Annotated in this window: 12 protein-coding genes and 3 riboswitches; of the genes, 3 read left to right on the top strand and 9 right to left on the bottom strand. The window is 49.3% G+C overall.

Going from position 1 to position 16453, the window contains the following annotated elements:
- Positions 1 to 11: 11 nt before the first annotated feature.
- From DESMER_RS02815 to DESMER_RS02780, 8 genes are all read right to left on the bottom strand, one after another.
- Positions 12 to 4754, bottom strand: coding sequence for an outer membrane protein assembly factor BamB family protein (locus DESMER_RS02815; protein WP_014901548.1), 4743 nt, complete (start codon positions 4752 to 4754; stop codon positions 12 to 14).
- 145 nt (positions 4755 to 4899) lie between these two features.
- Positions 4900 to 5703: a hypothetical protein gene (locus DESMER_RS02810; RefSeq protein ID WP_014901547.1), complete on the bottom strand. Its 804-nt coding sequence runs from the start codon at positions 5701 to 5703 to the stop codon at positions 4900 to 4902.
- A 59-nt stretch (positions 5704 to 5762) separates the two neighbouring features.
- The gene (locus tag DESMER_RS02805; protein ID WP_014901546.1) at positions 5763 to 6569 is read right to left on the bottom strand and encodes a DUF4430 domain-containing protein; all 807 of its coding nucleotides are present in this window, start codon (positions 6567 to 6569) and stop codon (positions 5763 to 5765) included.
- Positions 6570 to 6761: 192 nt separating this feature from the next.
- Positions 6762 to 6940: riboswitch (cobalamin riboswitch) on the bottom strand.
- Between the two features lie 193 nt (positions 6941 to 7133).
- Positions 7134 to 7313, bottom strand: a riboswitch (cobalamin riboswitch).
- A gap of 580 nt (positions 7314 to 7893) precedes the next feature.
- Positions 7894 to 9033 (bottom strand): 5-methyltetrahydropteroyltriglutamate--homocysteine S-methyltransferase, encoded by a 1140-nt coding sequence (locus DESMER_RS02800; protein ID WP_014901545.1) that lies wholly within the window; start codon positions 9031 to 9033, stop codon positions 7894 to 7896.
- 105 nt (positions 9034 to 9138) lie between these two features.
- Positions 9139 to 10062: a LysR family transcriptional regulator gene (locus DESMER_RS02795; RefSeq protein WP_014901544.1), complete on the bottom strand. Its 924-nt coding sequence runs from the start codon at positions 10060 to 10062 to the stop codon at positions 9139 to 9141.
- Between the two features lie 333 nt (positions 10063 to 10395).
- On the bottom strand, positions 10396 to 11274 hold the full coding sequence (locus tag DESMER_RS02790) for an AraC family transcriptional regulator (protein WP_014901543.1): 879 nt from the start codon (positions 11272 to 11274) through the stop codon (positions 10396 to 10398).
- Between the two features lie 309 nt (positions 11275 to 11583).
- Entirely contained in the window at positions 11584 to 12330 is a 747-nt protein-coding gene (locus DESMER_RS02785; protein WP_014901542.1) for a class I SAM-dependent methyltransferase, read from the bottom strand.
- Positions 12331 to 12549: 219 nt separating this feature from the next.
- Positions 12550 to 12738: riboswitch (cobalamin riboswitch) on the bottom strand.
- 57 nt (positions 12739 to 12795) lie between these two features.
- Entirely contained in the window at positions 12796 to 13209 is a 414-nt protein-coding gene (locus tag DESMER_RS02780; RefSeq protein ID WP_014901541.1) for a DUF3842 family protein, read from the bottom strand.
- Between the two features lie 472 nt (positions 13210 to 13681).
- Between DESMER_RS02780 and DESMER_RS02775 the strand changes: the two genes are divergently transcribed.
- Entirely contained in the window at positions 13682 to 14212 is a 531-nt protein-coding gene (locus DESMER_RS02775) for an FmdE family protein (protein WP_014901540.1), read from the top strand.
- A 4-nt stretch (positions 14213 to 14216) separates the two neighbouring features.
- Positions 14217 to 15038 (top strand): class I SAM-dependent methyltransferase, encoded by an 822-nt coding sequence (locus tag DESMER_RS02770; RefSeq protein ID WP_014901539.1) that lies wholly within the window; start codon positions 14217 to 14219, stop codon positions 15036 to 15038.
- 83 nt (positions 15039 to 15121) lie between these two features.
- Here DESMER_RS02770 and DESMER_RS02765 read toward each other — a convergent pair whose 3' ends face one another.
- The gene (locus tag DESMER_RS02765) at positions 15122 to 15328 is read right to left on the bottom strand and encodes a response regulator (protein ID WP_014901538.1); all 207 of its coding nucleotides are present in this window, start codon (positions 15326 to 15328) and stop codon (positions 15122 to 15124) included.
- A gap of 453 nt (positions 15329 to 15781) precedes the next feature.
- On the opposite strand from DESMER_RS02765, the gene DESMER_RS02760 reads away from it, so the two are divergent.
- Positions 15782 to 16378: a Uma2 family endonuclease gene (locus DESMER_RS02760; protein ID WP_014901537.1), complete on the top strand. Its 597-nt coding sequence runs from the start codon at positions 15782 to 15784 to the stop codon at positions 16376 to 16378.
- The last annotated feature ends 75 nt before the right edge of the window (positions 16379 to 16453 follow it).

Genomic DNA, 16453 nt, shown 5'->3' with positions numbered 1-16453 from the left:
GCTTCTCCTCCTCACTGAGCCTGAACCGGCAGCAGGATCGTTTGCCGGGCTTCCGGCTGATCCGGCACCGCTGCCTGAATTTTAATCCGGAAGCTCCCGCTCCCCGGAATCCTCACGCTGCCCGGGTATTCCTTAACCGCCCCTGAGTCCAGGCTATCCGTAAGGGAGGAATAGCTGAGCACCTGCTCCCCTTCCGCCCCTTCCAGGAGGGTAACGGTCAGGCGCAGGGAGCAGGCCTCCCCTTCGTGATTAATCAGTTTAATCTTCAGCTCCTGCAGCCTGCCCGGTTTCAGGGCCTCATGGCTGACCTTCAGCTCCAGGCCCTCGCCGCCGGCAAGGTCCGTACCCCGGAGGGCCAGCAAACCCATTTCGCCCATGGAAAGATAGACCACGCCCTCGCCGCTGACAGCCATGGAACGGGGAATACACTCAGAAAACTCATCCTTGATCTCCGCCTTCCAGAGAGGAGTCAGGATATCCCCTTTTTCACAGCTCAGATCCTGGTTAAAGACATAGAGGCCGACCAGGGGAATGTACAGCCGGCCATCGCCGCCGGCAACAGGGGTGTAGAGCCCCTGATCCCCGTCCCCCCAGTCCTCAGCCTGAAACACCCCGTCGGCCTGAGGGGTCCCGTCGGACCGGAGGAAGTAGAGGTGCTTCTCTTCCCTGTCGGCAGGAGCGGACACGGCGTAGATCATCCCATCTTCAGCGATGGTGACCGTCACCGCTTCAGCCAGGGGATAAGTCCATTCCAGAGGGTCTTCCTGAGCGGGGTCCAGAGAAAGCAGACTGACCTGGCTGCCTTTCTGCTCCTGCAGGATTAAAGCTCCCTGAGGTGAGCTGCCTTCCAGCTTCAGAACCGACCCGCTCTGACTGTAGAGCGTACGCCCTTCCCCATTGTCACCGATCTCGTAAACCTCCGCTCCCAGGCTGTAGAAGACCTTATCTCCGACAGCAGCCAGGCCGCTGACCTCCCCGCCGGCGGCAAAGGGCTGACTCCGGAGCAGGCTGCCTTTCCCTTTGTCCAGCTCATAGATCCGTCCGCTTTGGGCGAGGGCCAGAACCCTGTCTTCGGTCAAAACCAGCCGGGTCACCGGGTCGCTGCCCGGGGCCGTGAAGCCCCACAGAGTCTGGCCGCTCGTTCCCTCCACAGCCACAACCGCCGTGGTATTGGAGGCATAAAGAAAGACGTTGCCCTCTTCGTCCACTTGAGGAGCACTGAGGGTGATTCCATAATAACTGCCGGGATCGGCCGTCCATAAAAGCGCTCCGTCACTCTGACGCACGGCCTGGAGCTGGTTCTGGCTGACGGAAAAGATCTCCCCGTTACGACCCGCCGCCAACTGAGCCACTTTTTTGCCGTAGGAGCCGCCGATGGGAATCTGCCAGAGAATCTCATAGGGGGCGGGCAGAACCTCCAGCTTCACCCTACAGTAAATCTCCGGATTGCTGATCAGACTGGCTTTCAGGGTAAGGGTGCCCAGGGCCGTGCCCGTCAGGTTGGCGTTGTAGCGGATATTCATATCGCCGCTGCCACCCTGGTAATTGAGCATGGCCACGTTTCCCGTTTCATCCCCGTCCTTGATCAGCTCCCAATTAATTAATTCCTTGGGCACAAAGAAGCCGCTTTGGTCCGCCACAAAGACCCGGATGGGCCGGAAGGCCTCCCCCTGGACTTCGGACAAGGTTTCCCCCACCGGCTCATAATCGCTCACTGTCCGGCCGGTGTAGACATTTTCGTCAAAGACAAAAACCATACTTGCGGGAACAGCTTGGGGGAGCACCGTGACCTCAATGGTCTGGCTGAGGGCAGGGTCCGTGCTGTCCTTGACCTTAACCGTTATAGCGGTAGTGACTGGCTCCTGATCCGCTCCCCGCTGGGCGGCGGTGATCAACCCGTCGCTGCTCACCGAGGCTACCTGGGAATCGGCACTGGACCACTCCAGAGTCACACCGGGGAGACTGACCCCTTCCCCGTCCAGGACCTGGGTCTGTATCCGCCCGGTCTCCCCGGAATAGAGGGTCAGCTGGGACTGACCGCTCACCAGCCGAACAGGAACGGCTCCCGTTACATCGTAAAGCCGTGCCCTCTCCAGAGCATAGTAAGTCGACGCGTCCGCGACGGCTCTGTACAAGGTACCGTCTTCCGACAACTTAAACATACTGTAACCATAGGTAGGAAAGGCCGGGTTAGCCTCGGCATAATAGGCTACCACTGTTCCGTCGGAATCATAGATTCCTTTAGTAGTGTAGATCAGCCCATCCGCTCCCAGCTGAGGATCAGGTCCAGTCTGGGGATAAAGAACATAGAGGGAATAATCAATGGCGTAGCTTTTGGCTTTAAGCTCTCCCGTGTCCAGCTCCAGCTCCGCCAGTCTGCCGTCACTGGAGACCAGCAGGCCATCGGGGAGGATCAGGGGAGGGAAGACCATTACATCATGGCAGGAGCTGTTCCGCCAGACTAAACCGACAGGCCAGTCCCCGTCCGGGGGACTGAGGCAGTAGATCTGATCGGCACTGTCCGTCAGGTAGACCCGACCCCCTTCGTCTACGGAAACCTGAGTCTTGAAAGAAGCGGCCGCAGGGGCTTTGTATTCCCAAAGGAGCTCGCCGCTCAAGCCCTTTAGCACGGAAAGGGTATCGCCATGGACCAGATAAACCTGATTGTCCAAATCTATCGTAGGAGCGGAATAAGAATAGAGCATGCCATTGGTCGTATTGACAATGGGCTCTACCACGGGAAAGCTCCAGGTCCACTGGCCGCCGGACAAATCCAGGCTGTAGAGGGCATTGTTCCGGCAGCTTAGATAGACCTGCCCCTGGGGCCCCAGGCCCGGCATACCCATAATCGGGGAGGGCAGGTCCACCTGGCGGACTACGGAGCCGGTGTCCGGGTCGAGAGCCAGGAGGCTTTTCTCCCGGACAGCCAGCACATACTCCTGCCCCTCCTGTTCGGCTATCACAGCCGGGAACATTTGGGTGAGAGTAGGGGAGGTGAAGCCCTCTTTAGGCTTTCCCTCGGGGTCAAGGGCCAGAAGGTATTGAGTGGTCTTACCATCACCATCCTGACTAACGTCATAGATGTTAGTTAAAACAGTATAGCTGGAACCGTCCGCTGTCACTGCCGGCTTGCCATAACCCTGATAAGGCGTTGGCACAGAATAGGTCCAAAGAGGGGCCAGCTTTTGATCATACTTGGCCTGGACTTCCACATACCAGTCCTTGGAGACAGCAGGCATTCCCCGGAGGGCGGCCGTCAGCTTTACCTTGCCCAGGTCCTGACCCGTCAGCTCTTTGGTGACGGTTATTTTGCTGACCAGACCTTGGGCGTTGGTTGACGGAGTATACTGCTCAGTCCCGTCCGCAGGAACAGCCTGAGGATTCTCCGACTGCCAGTCCAGGCGGAATTCCGTTTCCGGGGGCACAGGGTTGGGAATGCTGATGGTTGCCGTCAGCGTGAGTTTCTGACCGACTTTCAGAGAAGCCGGCCTGGCATTGGACCCGCTGGGTGAAAGAGCAAGGCTGATGGGGTTGCCTGTTTTAAAAAACCAGGCGTTGGGATTAGAAGAAACCGTTCCCGTAATAGCCGGGGACTGCTTGCCGCTTCCGGCGATAGGAACCGCTCCCGCCCCAGCCTCAAACCGGTAGGTTTTGTTGAAGGCCAGGGTGACAGAGCCGGGCTCGGCCTCACTCCAAAGAGTTTTACTTAAATTGACGGACAGTTTGTTGGGATTATCCCGGTCCCAGGCGACAGGGAGGGAGCTGCTAATCAGGGAACCGGTGCTCAGATAAAGGGCAAAGGCTCCGACCGTTTCCTCGCCGTCAATGGGCCGATTATAGGTAAGGCTTACTTCCCGGGGATTGTAGCCCGGGTAAACGTTGTTCTGGTTGTTGGCGGGCATCCGGGCGACAATCACCGGCTCAGGGTCGAGGCTGTCTCCCACTGTAACCGCCAGACTGCCTCTGACTTCCGGATTCTCTTGCAAAGCGGCGGTGATATAGACAATGCCGGCCAGCTTGCCGGTGACTGCCCCGCTGCTGCCCACGGCAGCAATCTCCGGCACCTGACTGGTCCAGACCAGAGCCGAGGAGGTGGTTACTTCATGGCCTGCCTGATCGTGAACTATCAAGGGCAAGGTGCCGCCCAACTGCACCTGATTGTGCTCGTCCGGCGAAGAGAGGATAAGCTCTTGTCCGCCAAGACTCTCCAAAGTCACTTGAGCCTGGGGAGTCTCTTGCGTTAAGGGCTCCCGAAAGGCGGGGTTTTCTTCATTTCCTTGGTTCTCGGTATTCTCCTGAATAAGTTCGGGGGCCTCCGACTTTAACCCAGGGATTTCTTCCTCCGGCAACACTCGCAGAACAGCCTGCTGGGTCTCCCCTTCCCAGAGGGCGGAAACGGTGATCTCCAGTTCACTCTCTCCGGGATTTTCCGGGACGACAAAACTGAGCTGGGCACTGTCCTCCTCTAAGGACTGCTCCTCTCCGGATTCTAAAGCATAGTACCATTGAATCCCCCCGTTGGCCGGGTTTTCCGCTGTACCAAAATAGGCCTTCAGGACAAGGGTTTCCCCGCTTTGATAAGCTTCCCGGCTGGGCTCTACTGTTAAGACTCGGCCGGCATTCTGACTTGTCAGAGAAGCCTCCGCCTCCCCTGCTTCCGAACCGGAAGGGGCCGCGGCTGCCGGCAGGCAGACGGAGCCGATTATTAAAAGAAGGACTAAGAACAAATTCAGCCCTTTGTGGGCAAACTTCATGTTATCTCCCCCAGTTAATTGGTAATTTTAACCAAAATTACTTTTTATAGATAATTTTTTAAACGCCTAAATCAGGAAGGGGTATTCCCTTCCTGACTTGAGCGGCAGAATTATATTAAAATTTCAGAGGGCAAAAGAGCTTAACTTACCAGCCTTTGTATTCCCAAACTACGGTATCACCGGATGTCAGCTCATAAACAGAGGCGGCATAGGCGGGAACGTCCGTTGTGCTGTTGGAGTGTACCACATGGTACTGCCAGCCGTCCGTGCCGGAGGCAAAGTCGCTGCCGATGCCGTAGACATAGCTGCCGCCGCTGAAGACGGTGAGGTTATTTTCCGCCCAGTCAGGGTCGGAATAGTTAGTGTTTCCAGCCATGGCTAAAGCGTGGAGAGCAGAGGAATTCTTCTGCAGGGTTTTGCTGTCATCCGTGAGCCAGCTCAGGTCGGCAAGGTACACGGTTTGATTGGTAGCCGTAAAGTCATTTGCCGTACCCGGGGCATCTACGACAACAGAAATGCCGGATATGCTGGGCGTCGCAGAACCGTCTGTTTCCACTACCACGTAGGCGCTGATTTCCATGCTGTCATAGTGAGCCGTGACATAGGCCCGGCCTTCGTCCAGCAGTTTGATTTTAACGGTATCCGTGTCGTCAATAGTGGCGACCTCCGTTGTCCCGTCGAGGAACTTAACCACGGAAGAGTCTGAGGTGGTCCACTCGATGTTTTCCGGATCGGCGATTTCTTCCGTCATCCAGGTGGTGCCGTCTAAACCGACAACCTGGATATTGGATACTTCGTCGTCCACTTCGCCTAAAATGGTAAAGTGATCGGAATTGGCCAAGGTCAGCATATCCGTAGCCGCCGCAGCCGGCGCCGGAGCGACAAAGAAGGTCAGCCCCAGGGCCATACTCATTACTAAACCGAGAATTTTTTGTTTGGTTTTAAACACACTTTTTCCCCCTTTAAATTAATTTGTTTTCTGCCCTCTGAAATTTCCGCCTCAGTGAATTAATGCAGCCATTTATACTCCCAGACTACGGTATCGCCGGATTGCAGCTCATAACGGGAGGCCGGATAATCGGGAACATCCATTGAACTGTTGGAGTGTACCACATAGTACTGCCAGCCTTCCACACCGGAATCGAAGTCGGAGCCGATGCCGTAGACATAGCCGCCGCCGTTAAAAAGGGTGAGGTTATTTTCCGCCCAGTCGGGGTCGGAATAATGAGTGTTTCCAGCCATGGCTAAAGCGTGCAGGGCCGAGCAATTTTTCTGCAGGGTATTGTATTGATCGGCCAGCCAAGCCAGGTCCGTAAGGTACACGGTTTGGTTGGTGACAGAAAGGTCATTTGCCGTGCCGGGGGCATCCACTTGAACGGAAATACCGGATATGCTGGGCGTCGCGGCACTGTCCGACTCCACTACCACGTAGGCGCTGATTTCCATGGCGTCGTAGTGAACCGTGATATAGGCCCGGCCTTCGTCCAGCAATTTGATTTTGACGGTATCTGTGTCGTCGATGGTGGCGACTTCCGTTGTCCCGTCCAGGAACTTAACCACGGAAGAGTCTGAGGTGGTCCACTGAATGTTTTCCGGATCGGCGATTTCTTCCGTCATCCCGGTAGTGCCGTCTAAGCCGACGACCTGGATGTTCGTGACTTCGTCATCGATCTCACCTAAGATGTTAAAATGCTCGGAATCGGCAAAGGTTAGAGTATCCATAGCTGCCTCAGCCGGTGCCGGAGCGACAAAGAAGGTCAGGCCCAAGGTTAAAGTCATTGCTAAACCAAGAAACTTTTGTTTGATTTTTAACATGGCTATCCCCCTTCGAATTAATTTGTTTTCTTCCCTCTGAAATTTCCGCCTCAATAAAAAAGAACCGATGTTTTCGGTTCTGGGATAATGTGACCACACTGTAAAGATGACGATAAAAATAGGTAGCCTAAAGCCTGCTCCTAGTTCTTGTCATCCACAGCTAAGTTGATCCACTTGCTTCCCCCCGAAAGACTTATGATCCTGATCAGGGCAGGTCTCCTGACTCGAAGTCATCCTCCTCCCTTGCCTTCCCGGGCTTACCCAGTGGATTCTTATAAGGGATTCGTCCTTCATACAGTAGCGGGGCTGTTCCGGCTTCGCACCGGATTCCTTATTAATGCTTTTCAGCAACCCTAATCAGCTATTCAGTTTTTAGAGCTTGTCCCTTGCTTAATTTGTTATTCGCCTCACCTCAATCTTATAGCGCCAGAAGACACTGCAAACCGTACTTTCTGAGCACAAAAAAAGAGCCGATTCTTTCGGCCCTTCGCAAACATGACACGCTAAAGTAAGATGTCCGCATCTATTACTCTAATTTACCACACTTACCTTCCCCCGAAAGAGTTGTGACTTTTGAACATGGCAGGTCTCCTGACTCGAAATCATCCTCCTCCCTTGCCTTCCCGGGCTTACCCAGTGGATTCTTATAAGGGATTCGTCATTCATACAGTAGCGGGGCTGTCCTGGATTTTCACCAGTGTTCCCATTTTGATGCTTTAAGCAACCATATTCAACATATTAAGTTGAGTTAAATTTTCGACTCTTGATTATCACCTACATTATACCAATTAACAGCTTGAGTCAACAGAATATTTTGACTAAATAGAGAGAATCCCGTCGTTATAAAACTGTCGATTCCTGACGCAGCTGCACCCGCTTCTGCCCGCGGCAAACAAACTTGCCCAGGAATCCGAAGCCATTGATAGTAAAACCGAAATAAAAAAGCTTTTTACCACATTGAAGCGTAAAAAGCTTAACCATTTTTAGGTACTACAGTAATCCCAAAAACAAAGGTCAAAACACCTCCTATCATCCCTAGGTTATCGGATCGTTGGCTTAAGTAGGTCTCCTAGCTCAAGATCATCATCTGCTTACGTCTTCCAGAAAATAAAACCAGTGCCATAAGTGACGCTGGTTTGGATTGCAAGCGGCAGGTCAGCTAGAAACAGCTTCATTATTATATAGAAGGAAACTATGTAATTATACGATTAGTACCTCTGACCGTTTTAAAAAAGCCGCCACACCCAGTGACGGCTTTTTAGATTACATAGTACGAAGCTTCAGCCCTTGTTGCTGCAACTGATGTCTGTATACTCTACCCCTCTTACTTCCAAACTTCCTCGGCAATTTCCTTAACCAAGATAAGTTTCGCCCATTGCTCCTCTTCGCTCAGAATATTACCTTCCTCAGTGGAGGCAAAGCCGCACTGGGGACTTAAGCACAGACGGTCGGCGGGAATATACCGGGCCGCTTCCTGAATGCGGGCAATGATCTGCTCCTTATCCTCCAGTTGTCCGGTTTTTGAGGAGACCAGCCCCAGAACCACCTGCTTATCACCGGAAACTTCTTTTAGCGGGGCAAAATCGCCGGCCCGCTCCGTATCATATTCCAGATAATAAGCGGAGACCTGTTCCAGGCCAAGCAGGGTTGGAGCTACGGGATCATAGCCGCCGGAAGTCGCCCAGGTGGAATGGTAGTTGCCGCGGCAGACATGGGTGGTTACTGTCAGATCCGCCGGCAGATCCCTAAGGGCCTCATTATTCAGCCGGAGGTAAAGATTTTGAAGTTCCTGAACATCATACCCTTCCCCCACCATGGTTGACCAGAAGGTTTTATCACAGAGCATGCCCCAGGTGCAGTCATCCAGTTGGATATTCCGGCAGCCCAGTTCATAAAAGGCCAGAATGGCCTGGCGATAGGCGGTGGAAATATCCTTATAGAGTTCATTCCGGTCCGGATAACATTTCCCTATTTCCTGTTCATTTTCTCCCCGCACAAGTTCCGCAAAAAACTGGGCGGGAGCGGGGATGGTTTGGCGGGCAATGACTTCATCCCCGGCGAGCTGCTTTAAAAAGCTGTAATGAGCCAAAAAAGGATGGTTGGAAAAACGAATCTTCCCGGATATCCGTGCCGAATCTGCTCGGGTTTCTTCTCCGTGAAAGAAATAACCATGCTGCATCATCACATGCTCCACACCGTCAAAGCCCCAAAAGAAATCCAGATGCCAATAGCTGCGGCGGAATTCTCCGTCTGTCACAGCCTTTAAGCCTATTTCTTTTTGCTTAGCCACAAGCTTGCGGATTTCCTCATCTTCCACTCGGGTGAGCTCCTCAGCGGTAATGGCTCCAGCTGCTAATTGTTCTCTCGCCTCTTTGATGGCCTGGGGGCGCAGAAAACTTCCCACCATATCAAAACGGAAAGGCGCCCTTGTCTTCTTAGTGGTGTTTGCAAAGGTACTACTCATGTTTCATTCTCCTTACTATTCTAAAAGTTGTTTTCAGTTTAGCATGGAGAAAGACCTATAGGGTAACACTTAAAACTTATAGTGATCTATAGTTTGAATCTATAGTTATTCCTGCAACTGAAGCCCGTATTCCTCAAGCACAGACCTTAACTCCTGCAAATAGGCACTGGCCTGATTGCTGAGCCGGATCTGATGGTTAGCAATCCAGCCCACTTGAATAGATTCATCAACCTGGAGCGGCACCGCTGTAATATTGTCGCCATTTAAATCTGCGCTGACAATTCCGGTAGATATGGTATAGCCATTCAGGCCAATTAAAAGATTGAACAAGGTTGCCCGGTCGCTGACATGAATACTTTTTTTATGAAAGACTGTACTTAAAATCTCTTCCGAATAATAAAAGGAGTTAAATTCCCCTTGTTCAAAAGACAAGCAGGGGTAGTCTTCCAGATCAGCCAAGGTTACGGCTTTTCTCCCGGCAAGGGGATTTTGGGTGCTGATAAAAATATGGGGTTGGGCTGTGAAAAGGGGATGAAAATCCAGGCGGTTTTCCCGCAGCAGCTTGTCAAGAACCTTGCGGTTAAAGGAGTTTCGATATAAGATTCCAATTTCGCTGCGCAGATTTTTGACATCCTCAATTATTTCATGGGTTCGGGTTTCCCGCAGAGTAAATTCATATTCATCCGCACCGCTGTTCTTGATGAGATTGACAAAGGCATTGACGGCAAAGGCATAATGCTGGGTAGAGATGGAGCAAAGCTGACGGGAAGGTTTTTTATTCAAGTAACGCTGTTCCAGCAGTCCCGCCTGCTCCACCACCTGCCGGGCATAGCCAAGAAACTCGGCACCATCCACGGATAAAGTAATTCCTTTGGAAGTACGGATAAAAAGCTCAACACCGATTTCTGCTTCCAGTTCTTTGACGGCACTGGACAAACTCGGCTGGGTAATATACAGCCTTTTTGCCGCCTCGTTAATAGAGCCGCAGTTAACAACTTCAATCATATACTTTAATTGCTGGAGAGTCATTTTTGTATCCTGCCTTTGTTATGAAAAATTTCTGCATTTCTCCTTCACGTAGCAGGTCAAATTCGCCGACGTCGGCGAATTTGACCTAGTTCCTTCAAGGGCCTGCCGATTTCCATGGCAGAGGTATGCATGAATTCAGAAAGTCTCTTATTTAACTTTATTAGTCTCAGCCAAGATGTCAAGGGGGGTAGGTTCCATGCTGAAGTCGTAGATTTTGATTCCCACCTTTTTAATTCCTTTACTTACAGCATACGCCAGCGGGTTTCGGATGGTGAAGGCTTGGCTGGCAACCAATCCTTTGCCAACACGAATCTGTGCCTCGAAGCAACTAATTTATTTTTTCTTGATGGGGATATAAATATCGGCTACAGCCTGATTGGAATCCATGCCCCCGTTTCTATTTGTATAGAACTCAAAGGCATACTTTGTTTGATCAAAACTATAGTCACTTTTTTCAAACCACTCTTCGAAAACATATCTCAATGTCCTTTGGATTACCTCGGCAAAAGCTTGCTTATCGTTGGCCAAATCAGCAGGATCAGTGGTAAATACGGCATACTCCGCACTCGGAACTTCCACAGTCACCATACCCTGGGGGACAAAATCAAAATTATCCACCACCGGCCCGAAGAAGTAGGAAAGATCACCGTCTTTCTCTTCAGGATGAAACCACATGCCGATCTGATCGGCTCCACCTCCAGCCAGTTTGTCGTAATCCTCATAACTTACTGAGGAAAAATCGGAACCTAACCAATAAGCTCCCAATTTAATGAGCTCTGCCTTATTCCCTTCTCTCGGTGCTATGGAATAGCCTACTGCCTTAAACCCGTCTTTTTGGGCTATGGTTACCTGCATGTCTTTTTCCCCTTTCTTGTTACCTTTTATCCTCTGGCCCTTGGACCTGCGGTATGTGCTTGCGCTCATGCCAAATTCCCGGCGAAAGGCTTTGGAAAATCCGGAGGGCGTCTCAAAGCCTAAGGCCAAAGCAATATTGGTGATCTGTTCCCCATTGTCAAGCGCTTCCAGCGCTTTTTGCAAACGCCTTTTGCGTAAGTATTCACCTACAGGCATATCATTGCAAACTCGGAAAACGTGGCAAAAGTGGTAAAATGAATACCCCAGCAACTCAGCCAGCCGGCGTGGCGAGATGTCCTCACAGATATGAGCCTCGATGTAGTTGAGGCATCGTTCCATATCCGTTTTGTAGTTCATGCTTTTACCACCTCACAGCTACATTATAGCAAAGCAACCTTTGATTGACTTTTCCATCCTTGCGGAGTTTTGCTGATATACAAAACTTGGCTTGCGCCCAAAGACACTGTCTTTGCACGAATTAACCTCCTTGCAGTCCTCGGACACAGGCGGAAGCCTTAGTTGCAGTTATGCTGCTGAAAGTATGCAACGCAAGTTATACTTTCTGATCAGTATTTAAAAAGACCCACAGTAAAAACCATGGGTCTTTTCTTTTCCAGGAACTATTTCTTTGGATTTGCAGGCTGCAAGGATTATTGCGAAGAGGGTTTATTTTTCTCCACCGACTAAAAACAGAGGGGTAGACCTATACACAACCTTGTCGTCCTCATTCCAAACCTTGTCGGAAATGTTTGTGTTAATAAAAATTTCTTTGAATCCCACTTCAAGCAAAGCACCTACATCCCAGTGAGGACGCAGGCGGGAACTTAGGAAGAGATCTTTGGCTATCCGCTCCCCTTCTTGCGGGTCAACATGTCCTGGGCGATGAATCCCTCTCCGTTCAGCCTCAGCCATGTCTTCCAGGTAGCTAGCCTGTCGTTCGGGGTCGTGCAAGCGCAAGCTCCAATTGGCATCGAAAACCAGCAACCTCCCTCTACGCTTGAGAACCCTATACCATTCTCTGTAGGCAGTCTGAGGATCATAAAGAGTCCACGTCAGATTTCGGCAAAGAATCAGATCAAAGGTATTATCGGCAAACGGAAGCGTATGAGAATCCATGACCAGGAATTCTGCATGCAAACCCAACTGTTCCAGATTCTTCTGCGCTTCCAGCAGCATGTTTTGGGAACAGTCTACAGCCGTTACATTAAACCCCATTTCCGCCGTCAGGAGAGTAAAAAAACCTGGTCCGGTGCCGATATCCAGCACTCTTAGGGGATTACCCGCCGGTCTATAGTGCTCAAGCAAATCTGACCAGGCTAGTTTCTTAAAGCTGTTCACCTCTTGCCATATTCCTTCACTGTAGCGGGAGGCTTCCCCCTCCCAATATTTTTCAATCCTATTTTGCATGTCCATTGCTTTCACTCCGTTTCTTCAAATCATAGGTCTGCTTGAGATCCTCCCCGCCTCAGAGGAGAGTCATCAATTAAATTAAAAATGACAAGTCGCGAAGTTTAGTTTGAAGAACAATAAAAAAAGCTCTCTACCTCCCTGAAAGGGTAAAAAGCTTAACCTGCATCAGGTACTTACAGTAACCCGAAAACAAAGTCCACCCCCCTAACACCCCGTAAGGTAGTTTTAACCCTGGCTTAAGCAGGTCTCCTGGCTCAAGATCATCGTCTGCTCACGTCTTCCCGGAAACATTTCCGGTGACACAGGTGAGAAAACTCCCTCATACAGTGGCGGGCACCGCGTCAGCTTCTACTGACTTCCCTTTTCAATTCCTTCCTTCAGGAAAGAATCACTTATTCCAGTATTATTTTGTCTATATTACCACAAAACAGAAGATTCTGTATAGACTGAAGCCTCTATACTCCTTTACTATTTGGTACTCATTCGTTCCTCCACCTCGTTCACCAAAGCTTCTATCTGGTGAGGGAGAGGGCTGCGGGGTATGCCCACCAGCTGAATGCTTCCGCGTTGGATGGGCAGCAGTAACTTTTCTGCTTGGCTGGCAGAAAGAGCCGCAGCTATGCCGGAGGTTATTTCTCCCAACATTCCGTAGACCAACATGATTCCTATAGATCCAACAATAATGTCTACCCGATCTGCATTGTAGCAAATGGCCGACTCCCCGGAAGCCCCTTCTGTAGCTCCTGCCCGCACCATTGCACCCGTAGCAAGAGCATTTGTTCCCAGGGCCAGAATATTAAGTTCAGGGAATCGCTTGCGCAGCTGCTCCACAATATGTTTGCCAATACCTCCGCCCTGTCCGTCAATAACTGCTATCCGCATCATACTCTCCTCATTTTTTGCTCCAAATTTTTGGGGAGGTGTACGCCTTCAGGCATCTGCCCTTAGGGTTTTGCTGCCCTTTAACACAATAAAAGACCACCAAGCAGACTCTACTGAGCCAAACCTCCATGGTCTTGCATCCCCTTCATGAGTTTGCATTACGGTATTAATCCTTTCCGCGTCAGCTTCCAGTAATTTCATCTTACCATGAAATAGCAAAAAATGTATAGCCCAAAATATCTTCTCAGAAAAACATTTTTATGTAATACTGCCTTTCCTCTATTGATCGTTTTAATTATTTTGAAAATTTCCGGCAGGAATTCAAAGGATCTTGTAGAATACTAATTTTTATCATAAGTACACCCATTCATGAAGGTGTTGGTGAAGACCATGGAGGTCTGACTTGGATAGGTCAGTTTTCCCTTGGTCTTTTTTATTATGAAATTTAATATGAAAAAGGGGGATTAAATTTATGTGCAGAGTCCAAACACAGTGGGAAAGAGCAGTAGAATTTCACGGGCATGAGTGCCCAGGGCTGGCAATCGGCTACAAAGCTTGCGAAGCCGCCATTAAGAAGCTGGGGATTCGGTTTTCTGCGGATGAAGAAATTGTCTGCGTCACTGAAAACGATGCTTGCGGAGTTGATGCTGTACAGGTGATCACCGGCTGTACTTTTGGTAAAGGGAATCTTTTGTACAAAGGCACAGGCAAAATGGCCTTCAGCTTTTTTAACCGCTCCAATGGCGAAAGCCTGAGAATGATAGTAAAGCCTTTAAATGAAGAAATGGATCGCCAGCAACGTCAAGAATATCTTCTAAACTCACCTGCTGAAGAACTTTTTAACTTCTCCAAGCCGTCCTTTGAGTTACCCGAAAAGGCCAGACTCTTTACTACCGTAATTTGTGAGAATTGCGGAGAAGGGGTTCCCGAGCACAAGCTGCGCATGAATGACAGCAAAAAAGTGTGCCTGGACTGCTTCAAGGACTATTCTAGAGGGTGGTAGAGAGATGGATATACAGCATTACACCGATCTGTGGAGCGAAGGAAAGGTTGCCAGGGCCTCTGCTACGGCCTTTTGGGACAATCGGGCGGATGAGTTCAATAAATTAGTTTCTCCAAAAACTCCCGATCAACGAATTGGAAAAATCATTAAATTCATGTCTGATCATAATCTTCTTGCTAAAGACCGCAGTGTTCTGGATATCGGTTGCGGTCCGGGAGGATTTGCTGTTGAATTTGCCAAGACATCCCGTGTCGTTACCGGCCTGGACATATCCTCTAAGATGCTGGATCATGCCCATAAAAACGCTGCAGCCGCCAACCTGACCAATATCTCTTTTAAAAACTTAAATTGGGATGAGGTAAACCTTGAGGAATACGGTTGGAAAAAGCGATTTGACATGGTTACAGCCATCAACAGCCCAGGAATTCATGATCAAGTCACTCTGGAGAAGATGATCGCCGCCAGCAAAGGATACTGCTTTTTGTCTAATTTTGTAAGTCGTTCCGACTCTGTTCAGGACGTTATTCGCACGGAAATCCTGCAACTTAAAGATCCAAAGTTTTATGTTAACACAGTCTACTGTATTTTTAATATTCTTTGGCTAATGGGCTATTATCCCCACATTACCTATGTGGATACTGATCGAGAGCATGTCCGCTCAATCGAAGAAGCTAGTAGGTATTATGGCACACTTTTTGAACTTAGAAATGACCCCGCTGATGATCAAAACAAGCTAATTAAGAATTATCTCGAACATATGTCTTCTGATGGGTTTGTGCGAGAGAGGGTTCAGACAAAAACTGCTTGGATCTATTGGAAGGTCTGATTTATGACTGCCTCCTCCAAACTCAGAGGGACGGTAGAACAGTACCCAAATAGATTTATTTAAACACTACTAAATCTCCAACCTTAATCCTTTTCTCTTTTTGCTGTCCATCTTCTGCTAACATCCAGCAGCACTAAATCATATTCCTGCACAAGGCATTTCTGCCGGCCTTCTTCCCCGCTCCGGGCCGAATCCAGCCTGAAGGTCCCGCTGCTTTTCTCTGTAAAATAATCGGTGATGATTTCCCGTATCTCTTGATCATCTTCAACTAACAGCAACTTAATCGTCATGTTCTCACCTCTAAGAATAGGTTACCATACCCATCTATCTTTCTTGTATCCCTGTTAAACTTTTTTTGAGTGAGGACAATCATTCCAATTAGAAAACCCAGCTGGCACCCACACACGAATACATTGTATTCGCACGTATCAACCCTTCTTTCAGACACTGTCTTCGCACGTATTAGCCCTTCCTGCAGACACTGTTTCGCAGGGATTACTCTTCATGCAGACATGGTCTTCCTACTGATTTAGTACAAAAAAGTTCCCCCGAAAATTAGTCGGGGGAAGAAAAAATAAAAGAATCGGCAGTGTTCTATTAATCCTTTCTGTCCGAGATTTTCTCACTTCTCTAAAATGATTCAAGTCTTATTTGTGGAATTAGCTGTCAATATCTTATTTAGCTTTTTCCTATTGGGTATTAATGGTATAATATGATTAGGTATAGGAAGGAAGTGATCTTTTTTGGCAAAAACGATAAGCAAAACTGGTATAGTTTTTAGATACAAGCACTACCTAACTTGGCCAGAAGATCAGCGGTGGGAGATTATTGATGGTGTAGCCTTCAGTATGACTCCTGCTCCTTCACGCATCCACCAAAAGATTCTAGTAGAACTACTAACTATCTTTCACAATCACCTACGGGGCAAGACCTGTGAAGTATATGCTGCTCCTTTTGATGTGAGGTTACCTCTTGCCAATGAAAGAGATGAAGAAACTTCGAATGTAGTCCAACCAGATATCATTGTTGTTTGCGACCCTTCCAAACTTGATGAAAAGGGATGCAATGGAAGCCCAGACCTCGTGATAGAAATCATCTCCCCTTCTACTTTGAGAAGAGACCTTAAGGAGAAATTCTACTTATATGAAAAAGCAGGTGTCTTAGAATACTGGATCGTCTATCCAGAAAACGAAACTATTGTGATACACAAACTGGTTGACCACAAGTATGGACGCCCAGAAGTCTATTCCACAGAGGATCGAATAACGTCTAGCATCTTTGACGCTCTAACAATTAATTTAAGTGAGATATTTGTGCGCCACCTCCCCTTTCAAGAATAACAGTAACTTAACCGAAACTTCCCGATTGAGTGTTCACTGCTTCAAATCAGGCAGCAAAGCCGCGGATCTTAATCC

Origin of the sequence: Desulfosporosinus meridiei DSM 13257, assembly GCF_000231385.2 — a bacterium.
GTDB classification, from domain to species: domain Bacteria; phylum Bacillota; class Desulfitobacteriia; order Desulfitobacteriales; family Desulfitobacteriaceae; genus Desulfosporosinus; species Desulfosporosinus meridiei.
This window is presented reverse-complemented; position numbering and strand designations above follow the sequence as displayed.

Bases quoted from the DNA above. Each gene is read 5' to 3' on its own strand.
- DESMER_RS02815 (WP_014901548.1), bottom strand. From the start codon at position 4,754: ATGAAGTTTGCCCACAAAGGGCTGAATTTGTTCTTAGTCCTTCTTTTA.
- DESMER_RS02805 (WP_014901546.1), bottom strand. From the start codon at position 6,569: ATGTTAAAAATCAAACAAAAGTTTCTTGGTTTAGCAATGACTTTAACC.
- DESMER_RS02800 (WP_014901545.1), bottom strand. From the start codon at position 9,033: ATGAGTAGTACCTTTGCAAACACCACTAAGAAGACAAGGGCGCCTTTC.
- DESMER_RS02795 (WP_014901544.1), bottom strand. From the start codon at position 10,062: ATGACTCTCCAGCAATTAAAGTATATGATTGAAGTTGTTAACTGCGGC.
- DESMER_RS02790 (WP_014901543.1), bottom strand. From the start codon at position 11,274: ATGAACTACAAAACGGATATGGAACGATGCCTCAACTACATCGAGGCT.
- DESMER_RS02785 (WP_014901542.1), bottom strand. From the start codon at position 12,330: ATGGACATGCAAAATAGGATTGAAAAATATTGGGAGGGGGAAGCCTCC.
- DESMER_RS02780 (WP_014901541.1), bottom strand. From the start codon at position 13,209: ATGCGGATAGCAGTTATTGACGGACAGGGCGGAGGTATTGGCAAACAT.
- DESMER_RS02775 (WP_014901540.1), top strand. From the start codon at position 13,682: ATGTGCAGAGTCCAAACACAGTGGGAAAGAGCAGTAGAATTTCACGGG.
- DESMER_RS02770 (WP_014901539.1), top strand. From the start codon at position 14,217: ATGGATATACAGCATTACACCGATCTGTGGAGCGAAGGAAAGGTTGCC.
- DESMER_RS02765 (WP_014901538.1), bottom strand. From the start codon at position 15,328: ATGACGATTAAGTTGCTGTTAGTTGAAGATGATCAAGAGATACGGGAA.